Origin of the sequence: Rhizobium sp. BK661 (genome assembly GCF_024808825.1) — a bacterium.
Classification (GTDB): domain Bacteria; phylum Pseudomonadota; class Alphaproteobacteria; order Rhizobiales; family Rhizobiaceae; genus Rhizobium.
In genome coordinates this window covers 111,599-126,009 of sequence record NZ_JANTYT010000013.1, presented here as the reverse complement: position 1 = coordinate 126,009, position 14,411 = coordinate 111,599, and the positions used below count along the sequence as shown (strand labels likewise).

10 protein-coding genes are annotated in these 14,411 nt (G+C 60.3%); 3 read left to right on the top strand and 7 right to left on the bottom strand.

Features of this window, described 5'->3' with window-relative positions; translation table 11 throughout:
• Positions 1 to 249 precede the first annotated feature (249 nt).
• Both FHX16_RS22720 and FHX16_RS22715 read left to right on the top strand, forming a co-directional pair.
• On the top strand, positions 250 to 2,055 hold the full coding sequence (locus tag FHX16_RS22720) for an extracellular solute-binding protein (protein ID WP_183864553.1): 1,806 nt from the start codon (positions 250 to 252) through the stop codon (positions 2,053 to 2,055).
• 90 nt (positions 2,056 to 2,145) lie between these two features.
• Complete coding sequence (locus FHX16_RS22715) at positions 2,146 to 2,817, top strand: DsbA family oxidoreductase (RefSeq protein WP_183864554.1); 672 nt, start codon at positions 2,146 to 2,148, stop codon at positions 2,815 to 2,817.
• 4 nt (positions 2,818 to 2,821) lie between these two features.
• Here the strand turns inward: FHX16_RS22715 and mfd are convergent, their stop codons facing one another.
• Positions 2,822 to 6,328, bottom strand: coding sequence for a transcription-repair coupling factor (mfd, locus tag FHX16_RS22710; protein WP_183864555.1), 3,507 nt, complete (start codon positions 6,326 to 6,328; stop codon positions 2,822 to 2,824).
• Positions 6,328 to 6,642, bottom strand: coding sequence for a succinate dehydrogenase assembly factor 2 (locus FHX16_RS22705; protein ID WP_183864556.1), 315 nt, complete (start codon positions 6,640 to 6,642; stop codon positions 6,328 to 6,330). Before FHX16_RS22705 ends, mfd begins: the two co-directional genes overlap by 1 nt.
• 92 nt (positions 6,643 to 6,734) lie before the next feature.
• On the opposite strand from FHX16_RS22705, the gene recG reads away from it, so the two are divergent.
• Positions 6,735 to 8,840: an ATP-dependent DNA helicase RecG gene (gene recG, locus FHX16_RS22700; protein WP_183864557.1), complete on the top strand. Its 2,106-nt coding sequence runs from the start codon at positions 6,735 to 6,737 to the stop codon at positions 8,838 to 8,840.
• A 33-nt stretch (positions 8,841 to 8,873) separates the two neighbouring features.
• On the opposite strand, the gene FHX16_RS22695 is transcribed toward recG, so the two are convergent.
• From FHX16_RS22695 to FHX16_RS22675, 5 genes are all read right to left on the bottom strand, one after another.
• On the bottom strand, positions 8,874 to 9,359 hold the full coding sequence (locus FHX16_RS22695) for a GNAT family N-acetyltransferase (RefSeq protein WP_183864558.1): 486 nt from the start codon (positions 9,357 to 9,359) through the stop codon (positions 8,874 to 8,876).
• An 87-nt stretch (positions 9,360 to 9,446) separates the two neighbouring features.
• Entirely contained in the window at positions 9,447 to 10,151 is a 705-nt protein-coding gene (locus tag FHX16_RS22690) for a DUF502 domain-containing protein (protein ID WP_183864559.1), read from the bottom strand.
• Positions 10,152 to 10,273: 122 nt separating this feature from the next.
• Positions 10,274 to 12,100 carry a glutamine--fructose-6-phosphate transaminase (isomerizing) gene (gene glmS / locus FHX16_RS22685; RefSeq protein ID WP_183864560.1) on the bottom strand — a complete coding sequence of 609 codons (1,827 nt, stop codon included), beginning with the start codon at positions 12,098 to 12,100 and terminating at the stop codon, positions 10,274 to 10,276.
• Between the two features lie 104 nt (positions 12,101 to 12,204).
• A complete protein-coding gene (gene glmU, locus FHX16_RS22680) occupies positions 12,205 to 13,566 on the bottom strand; it encodes a bifunctional UDP-N-acetylglucosamine diphosphorylase/glucosamine-1-phosphate N-acetyltransferase GlmU (protein ID WP_183864561.1) in 1,362 nt (453 codons plus the stop codon).
• An 81-nt stretch (positions 13,567 to 13,647) separates the two neighbouring features.
• Entirely contained in the window at positions 13,648 to 14,400 is a 753-nt protein-coding gene (locus FHX16_RS22675; protein WP_040674286.1) for a FadR/GntR family transcriptional regulator, read from the bottom strand.
• Between the last annotated feature and the right edge of the window lie 11 nt (positions 14,401 to 14,411).

Here is a 14,411-nt window from a genome sequence, read left to right as displayed (position 1 = left end):
GAAATCCCTTAGGGACGACAACGTGCCATCCTCACCAACAGGGTTGTTCGCACTCCACCTCTTAAAACAATGAGGCAAATGCATGACCCCCGACTTCGGGTTCCCCTGTTACATCGCGTCGGGCTAGATATCCAGTATTTCTTTGGCCTTTTCGGAGTGATCCGAAAGAATTCGGCGCGGATGGTGAATTGCCGCGGCCGCGTGATAGTCTTGCGCCGAATCGTGCCGTTCCCGGAAAGGACCTCAACGATGCTCCGGATCGTTCTCCCCGTCATTTTCACCTTGGTTGGCAGCGCAGCTCTCGCAGAGCCCGTGCATGGCATCGCGATGCATGGCGAGCCGGCCCTACCCGCCGATTTCAAGAATCTTCCTTACGTTAATCCCGATGTGAAGAAGGGCGGCAAGATCAGTTATGGCGTCGTCGGCACCTTCGATAGCCTCAATCCGTTCATCCTGAAAAGCATGCGCACGACGGCGCGCGGCATGTGGGATCCGGAATACGGAAACCTTGTCTTCGAAACGCTGATGCTGCGCTCGCGCGATGAGCCCTTCACGCTCTACGGGCTGCTGGCGGAATCCGTTGAATGGGATGAAGACCGGACCTTCATCCAGTTCAATCTCAACCCGGCCGCCAAATGGTCTGACGGTCAGCCGGTGACACCCGATGATGTGATTTTCACGCTCAATCTGCTCAAGGACAAGGGCCGCGTCCCCTTCAGCACGCGGTTGAATGCCGTCGAGAAGATGGAGAAGGTCGGCGATCACAGTGTTCGCTTCACCTTTAATGACAAGGCCGATCGCGAATTCCCGCTGATCCTGGCCGGGTCAACGCCGATCCTGCCGAAGCATGCCATCGATCCAGAGACATTTGATCGTTCGTCGCTCACGCCGCCCGTCGGGTCCGGCCCCTACAGGATCAAGGCGCTGAAGCCCGGCGAAAGCATCACCTTCGAGCGCGATCCCAATTATTGGGGCAAGGATATTCCGGCCAAGGTCGGCCTCGACAATTACGATCAGATTTCGGTCCAGTATTTCCTGCAGGACACGACGCTCTTTGAGTCCTTCAAGAAGGGTGACGTCGACATCTATCCCGACGGCAGTCCCGGCCATTGGGCAAGCGCGTATAACTTCCCCGCGGTCACCTCGGGCAACGTCGCCAAGGACACGTTCGAACCGAAGCTGCCGAGCGGCATGTTCGGCTTCGTCTTCAATACGCGGCGGCCGGTGTTTGCCAACGCGAAGCTTCGCGAGGGGCTGTCGCTGGTCTTCGATTTCGAATGGGCGAACAAGAACCTCTTCTCGAACGCCTATATCCGCACCCAGAGCTTCTGGCAGAACTCCGAGCTGTCGAGCTTCGGCGTGCCGGCTGATGAACGCGAACTGAAGCTTCTCGGCCCGATCAAGGATCGAATCGATCCAGCGATTCTTGACGGTACGTATAAGCTTCCGGTTACCGATGGTTCGGGGCGCGATCGCAATGTTCTGAAGCAGGCCGCCGCGCTCCTCAAGGAGGCGGGTTACACGATCAAGAATGGCAAGATGAGCGACGCCAACGGACGTCCGCTCACCTTCGAAATCATGACGCAGAACACCGACCAGGAGAAGCTCGCGGTCTCCTATCAGCGTTCGCTGCAACTGCTCGGCATTGGAGCGACAATCCGCACGGTGGACGATTCGCAGTATCAGAGCCGCACCAGCAGTTTTGACTACGATGTGATCGTGAAGTCGTACACCTCATCCCTGTCTCCCGGCATCGAACAGCTCGGACGTTGGTCTTCCGCTGCCAAGGAACGGGATGGCACTGACAACTTTGCTGGCGTTGCCGACCCTGACGTTGATACGCTGATCCAGCATATCCTCACCGCCCGTTCGGCGGAGGACTTTACGGCTGCAGTGCGCTCGCACGATCGAATGCTGTTGTCGGGGCACTATGTCCTGCCGCTCTATCATGTTGATAAGCAATGGGTTGCGCGTAGCAAACGGATCGGCCACCCCGATACCGTGCCGCTCTATGGCTATCAGTTGCCGGCGTGGTGGGATCAGAGCGTGCAATAGGCGGTTCCCTTTTCCTGCCTGGTTGAAGTCGCCCGCCACAGGGCCTAGATGGCGGGAAGGTTCGATTTCAGGAAGAAAAAGGAAAAGCCCATGGAACGCATTACCATCGACGTTGTCTCCGACGTCGTCTGCCCGTGGTGCTATCTTGGCAAGGCGCGGCTGGAGCTTGCGATTGCCGAGGTTCAGGACGAGATCGGCGTGGACATCAATTGGCGCCCCTACCGCCTCAACCCCGACTATCCCAAGGAAGGCGTCGACCAGAAGAAGGCATTGGAGCAGAAGCTTGGTGGCGCCGAGCGTGTCGCTGAGGGGCACAAGATGCTTAGCGAACTTGGTCGCGACGTCGGCATCAACTTCGATTTCGAGGCGATCAAGATCGGCCCGAATACGCTGGATGCGCATCGCCTGATCCATTGGGCAATGGTTGAGGACCGCGACAAGGCGGACAAGGTCGTCAACGGCCTGTTCAAGGCGAACTTCGAGGAAGGCCGCAATGTCGGCGATCATGCCGTGCTGCTCGACGTTGCCGAGAAGGCGGGCCTCGACCGCACGGTCACTGCGTCGCTGCTCGCCTCCGATGCCGATACGGTCCTGGTGGTCGAAGAGATCGAGGCGGCGCAGAAGATGGGCGTGAATGGTGTGCCGTTCTTTATCTTCGACCAGCAATATGCCGTCAGCGGGGCTCAGACGCCGGACGTTCTGGCAGGCGCGCTCCGCGACATCGCCAAGGCGAAGGCGGAAGCGCGCGCCGGCATGAACTGAGCCCTTACCCCTTCGCCATTTCCGCAAGCTGCGTCATGATAACGGCTGCGCCCTGCAGCCGCTTTTCCGGCGTCGGCAGATCGCGTGTGAGGAAGACGCTCTGGTCCGGCCGAATCTTTGCCATCGTTCCCTGCTTGGCGATGTAGCCAACCAGGTTCGCTGGATTCGGAAACTCCTTATTGCGGAACTGGATGACCACCCCCTTGGGACCTGCATCCAGCTTCTCCACGTTGGCGACCCGGCAGAGCGATTTCACATACACGATCTTTAGAAGGTGCTGGACCTCGATCGGCATGGGGCCGAAGCGATCGATCATTTCTGCGCCGAAGGCATCGATTTCCTTCAGTTCCGTGATCTCGCCGAGGCGGCGATAGAGTGCCATGCGCAGATGCAGGTCCGGCACGTAACCGTCGGGGATCATGACTGAGGTGCCGACCGAGATCTGCGGCGACCAGCCGGTGTCCTGGATCTCATCGACGCCCTTTACTTCCGCGACGGCCTCTTCGAGCATCTGCTGGTAGAGTTCGAAACCGACTTCCTTGATATGGCCGGACTGCTCTTCGCCGAGCAGGTTTCCTGCGCCGCGAATGTCGAGATCGTGGCTGGCAAGCTGGAAGCCGGCGCCGAGCGTGTCGAGCGACTGCAGCACCTTGAGGCGCCGTTCCGCCGTCGCCGTCAGCACCTTGTTGACCGGCAGCGTGAAGAGCGCAAAAGCGCGCACCTTCGAACGTCCGACGCGACCACGCAGCTGGTAGAGCTGCGCCAGGCCGAACATGTCGGCGCGGTGCACGATCAGCGTATTGGCCGTTGGCACGTCGAGACCCGATTCCACGATCGTCGTCGACAACAACACGTCATAGCGGCCCTCGTAGAAGGCGTTCATGATGTCCTCAAGCTCGCCCGCCGGCATCTGGCCGTGCGCAACGGCGACCTTCAATTCCGGCACATCCGAGCGCAGGAAGGCATGTACGTCCTCCAAATCTGCGAGACGCGGGCAGACATAGAAGCTCTGGCCGCCACGATAATGTTCGCGCATCAACGTTTCGCGGATGACAAGCGAATCGAAGGGCGAAATGAAGGTGCGAACCGCCATGCGGTCGACCGGCGGCGTCGTGATCAGCGACAGCTCGCGTACCCCGGTCATCGCGAGCTGCAGCGTGCGCGGGATCGGTGTCGCCGAGAGCGTCAGCACATGGACATCGCTTTTCAGTTCCTTCAAGCGTTCCTTGTGCTTGACGCCGAAATGCTGCTCTTCGTCGATGATCAGGAGGCCCAGATTGGCAAACTTGATCCCGGCGCCAAGAAGCGCATGGGTGCCGACGACGATATCCGTCTTGCCCTCTGCTACTTCCTTCTTCGTCAACGCCAGCTCCTTCGAGCCGACGAGGCGCGAGGCTTGCTGGATGCGAACCGGCAGGCCGCGGAACCGCTCGGCGAAGGTCTTGAAGTGTTGGCGCGCTAGCAATGTGGTCGGCACGACGACGGCAACCTGTATGCCGTTCATCGCCGCAACGAACGCAGCGCGAAGCGCCACCTCAGTCTTGCCGAAGCCGACGTCGCCGCAAACGAGGCGGTCCATCGGTCGGCCGGCTCCAAGGTCGGAGCGCACAGCCTCGATGGCATTATCCTGATCCTCCGTCTCGTCGTAAGGGAAGCGAGCGGCAAACTCGTCGTAAAGCCCTTCCGGCGTCGTTAGCACGGGCGCATGGCGGGTCAGGCGCTCGGCAGCAATGCGGATGAGTGCATCCGCCATATCAAGCAGCCGCTTCTTGAGTTTGGCCTTGCGCATCTGCCATGCGCCGCCGCCGAGCTTGTCGAGCTGGGCTTCCGTCCCCTCGCCCCCATAGCGCGACAGGAGATCGATGTTCTCGACCGGCAGGAACAGCTTCGCCTCGTCTGCATATTGTAGCTCGAGGCAGGCGTGCGGTGCACCGGCCGCTTCGATGGTTCGCAGGCCGACAAATCGGCCGATACCATGCTGCGCGTGGACGACGACCGAGCCCTCGTCAAGACCGGCAACCTCGGAGATGAAATCGGCGGCACGCTTGCGTCGCTTCGAGCGTCGCACCATGCGGTCGCCGAGAATGTCCTGTTCGCCGATGACGACCAGATTGCCGACTTCAAATCCGGATTCGAGACTGAGCACGCCAGCCGCCGCCTCACCCTTGGCAAGGCCGTCGATCTCCTTCAGCGCGCCGACCGGCTTCACGCGCTCGAGCCCGTGTTCGTTCAGAACCTGCAGCAGACGTTCGAGCGATCCTTCCGTCCAGGCGGTGATCAGCACCTTCGCACCGGAGGAGCGCTTGTCGGCAATGTGCTTCACAACCGCGTCGAACACATTGATGCGCTCAGCATTCCCCCCACCCTCGGCGTTCGAGCGCGCCCAGCGCTCGCCTTGGCGAGCGTCGAGATTGATCACGCGACGCGCCTCTCCCTCATGCTCGTTAAAGGGTGAAATGCGCATCGCGTTGAACGCGTCGAGCGTGTTGGCGAAAGTCTTTCCGTCCAAATAGAGCTGGCCGGGCGTCACCGGCTTATAGGGCGTTCCTTGCGCCATCTGCCCCTTGGCGGGCTGTCCGGAATTCAGGCGCGCGTCATAGTAGTCGAAGACGAGCTTGGAGCGTTCCTCAGCGGCTTGGCGCACAGTATGATCGGTGACCATCCGGAAGCCTCTGAGATAGTCGAACACCGTCTCCAGCTTCTCGTAGAAAAGCGGCAGCCAATGCTCCATGCCGGGGTAGCGTCTCCCCTCCGATATGGCGAGATACAGCGCATCGTCGCGCGTCGCCGCGCCGAACGAAGAAAGGTAGTTTTTCCGGAAACGGCTGATCGTATCGGGCGTCAGCGTGACTTCGCTCATCGGGTTGAGGTCGAGCGAGCGGATCTGCCCAGTTGTGCGCTGGCTTGCCGGATCGAAGCTGCGGATGCTTTCGAGCGTATCGCCGAAGAAATCGAGGCGAACGGGCTCTTCGGAGCCGGGCACGAAAACATCAAGAATACCGCCGCGCACCGCATATTCGCCGACCTCGCGAACCGTTGCGACGCGGTCGAAGCCGTTGCGTTCGAGGCGCCCGGCAATATCGTCCATCCGCACGGTGTTTCCGGGACGGGCCGAGAAGGCAAGGCTTTCGATAATCTCTTGAGGAGCAACTTTCTGCAGCATCGCATTGACGGTCACCAGCACGATCGCCGCATGCGGTTTCCTGTGATGGGCGATCAAACCGCCCAGCGCCGCGAGACGGCGTGCAGATGTGTCGGCGCTCGGTGAAACGCGGTCATAGGGAAGACAGTCCCAGGCCGGCAGAGTTAGCACCGGGATCTCGGGGGCAACGAAGCCGAGCATCTGCTCAAGGTCTATCATCCGCTGGCCGTCGGAGAGGACGTAGGCGACCGGTTCGCCGGCGCGTGCCAGATCGGCCAGCAACAGAGCTTCCATACCTGTCGGCACATTGCCGATTGTCAGCGGCTCGGCGATCGCTGACAGCTTCCTTGCGTCAAAACCTGAGGTCATTAGGCATTCCTGGCGAGGGCGACGGCTGGATATTCGAAATCGGGCTTGTAGGCGGCAAGGCGTGCAAACATCGGCGTCTGGAAACGCTCAGGCACTGGCCAGGTTCCCATAATCCAGCGCACGAGATCGTTGTCCTCTTCGGCCATGATGGTTTCGAACTCGTCGAGCTCGGCTTCCGACAGGGTGGCGATCTCCTTCTCGGCGAACTGCCCGAACACCAGATCCATCTCGCGGATGCCGCGATGCCAGCAGCGAAAGAGGATTCGGCGGCGACGCGGATCAAGATCGGCGCTCGAGAGTGACACACCCGTCATGGCTTTACCTTCCTGTTGATGCGCCTCTATAGACCCTCGAAAGCGGCTTGTCAGCCTTGCCAAGGCCGCATTGTTCATCGCATTTTGCCGCCATGCGCCCAGCCATTCTCGATCCGCTGTTTTCGCCAGTTTCCGCTCTGCCCGGCGTCGGCCCAAAGATCGCCGAGTTGCTGGTGAAGCTGCTCGGGCGCGAGACGCCAGATGATACGCGTGTCGTGGACCTGCTGTTTCATGCGCCTCACTCTCTGATCGACCGTCGAAACCAACCGGGTATCGCCCGCGCGCCGCAGGGTGCGATCGTCACCGTCACGGCGCGTGTCGATCGTCATCAGGCACCGCCGCGCGGCAAGAGCAACATTCCGTATCGCGTCACACTACACGACGAAACCGGCGAACTAACCCTTGTCTTCTTTCGCGGCCAGGCGGCCTGGCTGGAAAAGCAGCTGCCCTTGGACGAGGAGGTGACCGTTAGTGGCAAGATCGACTGGTTCAACGGCCGTGCGTCGATGGTCCACCCCGACTATATCGTGAGGGCCAGCGAAGCCGAGAACCTGCCCCTCGTTGAGCCGATTTATCCGCTCACGGCAGGTCTTTCACCAAAGACACTGCGCAAGATCATCGAAGCGGCACTGCCTCGTACGCCCGAACTGCCGGAATGGATCGATTTGGCTCTTGCTCAGAAGCAGGGGCTGCCGTCGATATCAGACGCCTTCCATGGACTCCACGAACCACGCGATCCCTCGGATATCGACCCGCAAGCCCCTTCCCGCCGCCGGCTTGCCTATGACGAATTTCTCGCGGGCCAACTATCGCTGAGCCTCGTTCGCCAGCGTTTGCGTAAGGTTGCCGGCCAGCCGGTACACGCTACCGGCCAGGTCAGTAGGCAGATCCTCCAGGCTCTGCCGTTTTTGCCGACCAACAGCCAGAATAGCGCGATTGCCGACATCCTGAAGGATATGGCTGGCGAAGACCGGATGCTGCGCCTGCTCCAAGGCGACGTAGGCTCCGGCAAGACGCTGGTTGCTCTCTTGTCGATGGCCGCGGTGATCGAAAGCGGGGGCCAGGCGGTCCTCATGGCGCCAACGGAAATCCTTGCGCGCCAACACCATGCGACGATCTCCAAATTTGCCGGTTCCGCTGGCCTCGGGATAGAGGTCCTCACCGGCCGCACCAAAGGGCGCGAGCGTGAAGACATCTTGGAAAGGATCGCATCGGGAGAGGCGCAAATCATCATAGGCACCCATGCCCTCTTCCAGGACAGCGTCAACTACCGCAATCTCATGCTGGCCGTCGTCGACGAGCAGCACCGCTTCGGCGTTCACCAGCGCCTGCGCCTGACGGCGAAGGGTATCACGCCGCATATGCTTGTCATGACGGCCACGCCGATCCCGCGCACTCTGGTGTTGGCTGCCTTCGGCGACATGGACGTCTCCAAGCTGACGGAGAAGCCCGCTGGCCGAAAGCCGATCCAGACGATCACTGTTCCGACAGAGCGCATCGGCGAGATCGTCGGACGTCTGAAAAGCGCCCTGGCGGAAGGCAAGAAGGCGTACTGGATTTGCCCGCTCGTCGAGGAGTCCGAAGAGAGCGATCTCATGTCGGTCGAGGAGCGTCACGCAGCGCTCGTCTCGTCGCTCGGTCCGGGTATCGGCCTGATCCATGGCCGCATGAGCGGCCCGGAAAAGGATACCGCGATGATGGCGTTCAAGAACGGCGAAATCCGCCTCTTGGTCGCGACAACAGTCGTGGAAGTCGGCGTCGATGTCCCCGATGCGACCATCATGGTGATCGAGCATGCGGAGCGCTTCGGCTTGGCGCAACTGCATCAGCTGCGCGGTCGTGTGGGCCGTGGCGACGAGGCTTCGACCTGTATTCTGCTCTACAAGGGCCCGCTTGGCGAGACAGGTCATGCGCGCTTGTCCATCATGCGTGAAACCGAAGACGGCTTCCGCATCGCGGAGGAAGACCTGAAGCTGCGCGGCGAAGGCGAGTTGCTCGGTACGCGCCAGTCGGGGACCCCGGGCTTTCGCGTCGCGAGCCTTGAGGCACATGCCGACCTGCTGGAAATCGCCCGTCGGGATGCCGCCTACTTGATCGAGCGCGATCCGGAACTTACCAGCGAGCGCGGCAAGGCCGTACGTACCCTGCTCTACCTATTCCGTCGCGACGAGGCGATCCGCTTCCTGCATGCAGGATGAGGCCGAGCCACCGCCCCCAGCGCTCAAGCCGCCCTACAGCGTCCGGAACATTACCAGAGCGTCAACGTAGCCTTTTGTCGGGTGCTCGAAGGCGCCGGGCAAGCGGCCGACCGTCTCAAAGCCCAGCGATTGCCAGAGGCGAACGGCGCGTTCGTTGGCGCTGACGACGAAATTGAACTGCATCGCCCGGAAACCACGCTCGCGGGCTCGGACGAGCGAGTGCTCGTGCATCTGTCGTGCTACGCCTTTGCCGCTCGCCGCTGCTGCGGTCATATAGCCACAATTGCAGACATGTGCGCCACCGCCCGCCTGGTTGGCGCGGAGATAATAGGTGCCGAGAATGTCGCCCGTTTCGTCTTCGGCGACGAACGTCTCTTTGTCCGGCCCCAGCCAATAAGCAAGCGCATCGGTCTCGCTCATGCCGCGGTCGAGTGTGTAGGTCTGCCCAGCGCGAATTGTCGGTTCGATGACAGTCCAAATGGAGGAGCGGTCTTCGGTGGTGGCGAGTCTGATCAGCATTGCGTATGTCATCCTTCAACCGCCATGCACTGCGATACGGCGAACGAACTGACGTGATCCCGGATGCAGGCCGGCCAGGTGCAGAAGTTACATCTCGATCGGCGCCGGCAGTGGCTTGCGCGTTCGCTCTTGTCTCGCCATGCGCGCGGCAAGTTCTTCCGGCGTGACGAGGCCACCAGAGATCAAGAGCTTTGCAGCGTCCTCTGGCGACATGTCGAGTGGAACGATCTTCTCTCGTGGGATGAAGATCAGAAATCCTGCCGTGGGAACCGGAGTCGGCGGAAGAAAGACGCAAACCATGTCCTGACCCATGGCTTTGAATTTTGAGGCAATTTCGCCTTTGGCATCTGTCGCGACGAATACGAGCGCCCACAGGCCGGGGCTCGGATATTCGATGAGGCCGACCTTTTTGAACGAGTTCGTCTTGTCCTTCAGCACCGTCTCAAAAATTTGCTTCACGCTCTGATAGATGCTGCGTACCAGTGGCACGCGCACCACCAGCGATTCGCTGAACTGAACGATACTTTGGCCGATCAGGTTTTTGCCGAGGAAGCCAATCAGGGTTATAGCGACGAGCGCGATCAACAGCCCGGAGCCGGGAACGGCGAAGTTCAGGTAGTTATCCGGATCATAGCGCGCAGGCAGATAGGGCTTCACCCAACTGTCGGCCCATCGTACGATCGACCACGTCAGCCACAGCGTGATTGCGATTGGCGCACAAATGATGAGCCCCGCCAGGAAGTTGTTCCTGATACGGGTAGCTATTGGCAATCGGGGCAGTTTTTCCGTCATCGCGTGCTGATGAACTCCGTTGAGCAGACCGGCTATCGGAAATCAGCTCCCCCATGCTTTCCTAGTTGAAAAGCTGCCAGAAATTGGGGTGCCACACAAGTATCAGAAGATTTGACGACCGGTCACTCCACCGTTACCGACTTTGCCAGATTGCGCGGCTGATCGACGTCCGTGCCCATGAAGACGGCGGTGTGGTAGGCGAGCAGCTGGATCGGCAGCGAGAAGATCATCGGCGCGATGATTTCGTTGACATTGGGCAGCACGATTGTTGCCATCGTCGGTAGCTTCGATGCCGCCGCGCCGGCCGCGTCGGTGATAAAAATGATGCGACCGCCGCGCGCGGCAACCTCCTGCATGTTCGATACTGTCTTGTCGAAGAAACGATCGAACGGCGCGATCACGATCACCGGCATATTTTCATCAATCAGTGCAATAGGCCCATGCTTGAGTTCGCCCGCAGCGTAGCCCTCGGCATGGATATAGGAAATTTCCTTGAGCTTGAGCGCGCCTTCCATGGCAAGCGGGAAGCTGGTGCCGCGACCGAGATAAAGGACGTCCCGGCATTTCGAGAGCTCGCGTGCGAGGCTTTCCATCTGCGGCTGGATGAGGTTTAGGACGTGGCTCATGATGCGGGGCATTTCCGCGAGATGACGGACCAATTCCGTTTCCTGTTTCGCGCTGATCGTTCCCCTCGCCTTGCCGGCGCCGAGCGCCAGCGACGCCAGGACTGCCAACTGGCAGGTGAATGCCTTGGTGGAGGCGACGCCTATCTCCGGACCGGCCATGATCGGGAACACGGCATCCGACTCACGGGCAATGGTTGATTCTTTCACGTTGACGACAGCGCCAATCTTCAGCCCGTGGTCCTTGCAATAGCGCAGCGACGCCAGTGTGTCCGCGGTCTCGCCCGACTGCGATATGAAAAGCGCGGCCTGCGATGGCGACAGCGGCATTTCGCGATAACGGAATTCGGAGGCGACATCGATCTCGACGGGCAGGCGCGCATAGCGCTCGAACCAGTATTTGCCGACGAGGCCGGCGAGATAGGCGGTTCCGCACGCGGAGATTGCCAGACCGGAGGCGGTCTTGAAATCGATCGCATTGACGTTGTCGCTGATCTTGTTGCTGGCGAAGTCGACGTAATGGCTGAGGGCATGCGAGATGACCTCGGGCTGCTCGTAAATCTCCTTCTCCATGAAATGGCGGTGATTGCCCTTATCCACCACATAGGCCGTCGTCTGCGAAATCTGCCGCGGGCGACGCACCTCATTGCCTGAAAAGTCGAGGATCGTCGCGCCATCCCGCGTCAGCACCGCCCAATCGCCGTCGACCAGATAGGTGATCTCATTGGTGAAGGGGGAAAGGGCAATCGCATCCGAGCCGAGGAACATTTCGCCGGAGCCATAACCGACGGCAAGCGGCGGGCCGGAGCGTGCTGCCATGATCGTGCCGGGGTCGCTCCGCAGCATGATTGCCAGCGCATAAGCACCGGTTACCCGGTTCAGCATCTTGAGCATCGCCGAGCGTGGCTCGAGGCCATCACGCAGATACTTCGCCATGAGGTGCGCGACGACTTCCGTATCCGTCTGCGTGTCGAAGACGGCGCCTTCTGCGATCAACTCGTCACGCAGCTCGGAGAAATTCTCGATGATGCCATTGTGAACGACAGCAACACCCTCGACGAAATGAGGATGCGCGTTGGTTTCGTTGGGCACGCCATGGGTCGCCCAGCGCGTATGCGCGATGCCGATCGTTCCCGGCAGCGGGTCGCTGTCCAAGCGCTTTTCGAGATTGAAGAGCTTTCCTTCGGCACGACGACGCGCCATCTCGCCGTCATGTATCGTGGCAACACCCGCGGAGTCATAGCCGCGGTACTCAAGCCGCTTCAGCGCATCAACGAGACGCCCCGCAACCGGGCTGTTTCCAACGATTCCAACAATACCGCACATAATGGTCCCCAAGGCCTTCCGTTCGGAGGCCACTCGTAACGATTCTGTCTTTTTTTTCAATGGCCTTGGCGGTCACTTTCGATTTCCGCACGTTACGCGCAAACTTACGGCTTGGCCTTTTTTGCCGCCTTGATTGCCAATGCCCGTTCGCGCAGCACGGTAGCCCTGCCCGGTTTCAGTTCCTGACGCGCCCGGCCTAAAGCGAGCGCATCGGCCGGAACATCCGCGGTGATCACGCTGCCGGAGGCCACGTAGGCGTTGTCGCCAATACTGACCGGCGCCACGAGAGAGGAGTTCGATCCGATGAACGCATTTGCCCCGATCAGTGTTTCGTACTTGTTGACGCCGTCATAGTTGCAGGTGATCGTACCGGCACCGATGTTCGCCCCGGCTCCGATCTTCGCGTCGCCGATATAGGTCAGGTGATTGACCTTGGCCCCCTCGCCGATCTTCCCGTTCTTCACCTCGCAGAAATTGCCGACCTTCGAGCCAGTGGCAAGATCGGCTCCCGGCCGAAGTCTAGCAAACGGGCCGACGGTTGCACCGGCGCTGACATGCGCGCCTTCGATGTGCGAGAAAGCATGAATGACCGCACCACCGTCGATTGTCGCGCCGGGGCCGAACACGACGTTCGGCTCGATCAGTGCGTCCTGCCCGATTGCGGTGTCGTAGGAAAGGAACACGGTTTCGGGTGCGATCATCGTCACGCCCGAAATCATCATCTCGTGGCGCCGGCGCTCTTGCCAGAATCGTTCGATCACCGCGAGTTCAGCGCGATTGTTGCAGCCCATCATTTCGACTTCAGGCGCGTCGACAGCAGTGACGCGACCGCCAATGGAGCGGACGATCTCTACCAGGTCGGTCAAGTAGTATTCGCCCTTGGCATTGCCGTTGCCGATACGGGACAGGAGATCGAGCGCCTTGCGACCGTTGATCGCCATCAAGCCGCTGTTGCACCATTTCACAGCACGCTCCGCGTCTGTGGCATCCCGTTCCTCGCGGATGGCGATCAGTTCGCCATCCTTGACGAGTAGGCGGCCATAGCCAGTCGGCTTGTCGGTGTGAAAGCCGATCACGACCACATCGCTACCTTCGGCCAGGAGCTGGCGTGCGGCTTTGAGCGGTCCTTCTGTCTGCAATGGCACGTCGCCGTAGGTCACGACGATGTCGTCGTATCCGCGCGCGATCGCCTCGCGCGCTGCCAGCACCGCATGGCCCGTGCCGAGCCGCTCCCTTTGCAGGAACGCCTCAATCTTAACGCTTCCGACCTGGGCGGCCCTCGCCACTTCGTCGGCATCGCGCCCCACGACGAGCGCGACCGATGAAATATCACTCTTGGCTACGGCATCCGCGACGTGAGCGATCATCGGGCGGTTTGCGATCGGATGCAGCACCTTCGATTTCGACGACTTCATTCGCGTGCTGTCACCCGCAGCGAGAATGACGGCGAGGCAAGTGCGTTCCATGATCTGCTCCGAGAATCCGGTGTTTGCGGTCTTTGTTGCCTCTTAGCAGCAAGACATCGGCGGGACAAAGATCAAAATCGATCAGGCCGTTACCTTGCTCATGGCCGCATAGGCCTCACGCACGTGATCGCGGCCGTCGATGATGACGACCTCCATGGCCCGTCGGGCCGCATCGACATTGCCGGCAACAATTGCATCGACGATCCGCATGTGCGTGTCGGCAATATCCGAGAAACCGTTCTGTGAGGGCGGCGTACTGATGCGGAACATCCCCACCAATGCGGCTTCGATGAGACTTCCCAGTGTTCGCATGAAGGGATTATGAGAGGCTTCGGCTATCGCCAGGTGAAAGTGAAGGTCCGCCAGCGCCAGACTTTCGCTGGTATGACCCAAGGCCGCCATCTCGGTTGCCAGCGTCCGCAGGTTTTCGACATCTTGCTTGCTTGCCCTTTCGGCGACGAGACCGGCGGCAAACGGCTCGAAAGCTAGCCGGATATCGTAAAGCTGGAGCAGGAATTCCTCCGTCACGCCGCTGTCGAAATGCCAGGCTATGATCTCGCTATCGAACATGTTCCAGAGGTTTTTCTCTGTCACGCGCGTTCCGACACGGGCCTTGGCGACGATCATCCCTTTTGCGGCGAGCGTCTTCATCGTTTCTCGAAGGACTGTGCGTGAGACCTTGAAGCGCTGAGCAAGTTCGGCGTCTCCCGGCAGAATACTTCCAACGGGAAAGTTTCCCGCAACAATCGCCCTGCCGAGCTCATCCACGACTTGGGCATGGCTCGTCCGTGATTTCCGTGCTGTCTTTCCGGTCTCAAGCAATCTGCTACGCAACGAATACCTCC

Coding starts and splice junctions, on each gene's coding strand:
- FHX16_RS22720 (WP_183864553.1), top strand. CDS start 250: ATGCTCCGGATCGTTCTCCCCGTCATTTTCACCTTGGTTGGCAGCGCA.
- FHX16_RS22715 (WP_183864554.1), top strand. CDS start 2,146: ATGGAACGCATTACCATCGACGTTGTCTCCGACGTCGTCTGCCCGTGG.
- mfd (WP_183864555.1), bottom strand. CDS start 6,328: ATGACCTCAGGTTTTGACGCAAGGAAGCTGTCAGCGATCGCCGAGCCG.
- FHX16_RS22705 (WP_183864556.1), bottom strand. CDS start 6,642: ATGACGGGTGTGTCACTCTCGAGCGCCGATCTTGATCCGCGTCGCCGC.
- recG (WP_183864557.1), top strand. CDS start 6,735: ATGCGCCCAGCCATTCTCGATCCGCTGTTTTCGCCAGTTTCCGCTCTG.
- FHX16_RS22695 (WP_183864558.1), bottom strand. CDS start 9,359: ATGCTGATCAGACTCGCCACCACCGAAGACCGCTCCTCCATTTGGACT.
- FHX16_RS22690 (WP_183864559.1), bottom strand. CDS start 10,151: ATGACGGAAAAACTGCCCCGATTGCCAATAGCTACCCGTATCAGGAAC.
- glmS (WP_183864560.1), bottom strand. CDS start 12,100: ATGTGCGGTATTGTTGGAATCGTTGGAAACAGCCCGGTTGCGGGGCGT.
- glmU (WP_183864561.1), bottom strand. CDS start 13,566: ATGGAACGCACTTGCCTCGCCGTCATTCTCGCTGCGGGTGACAGCACG.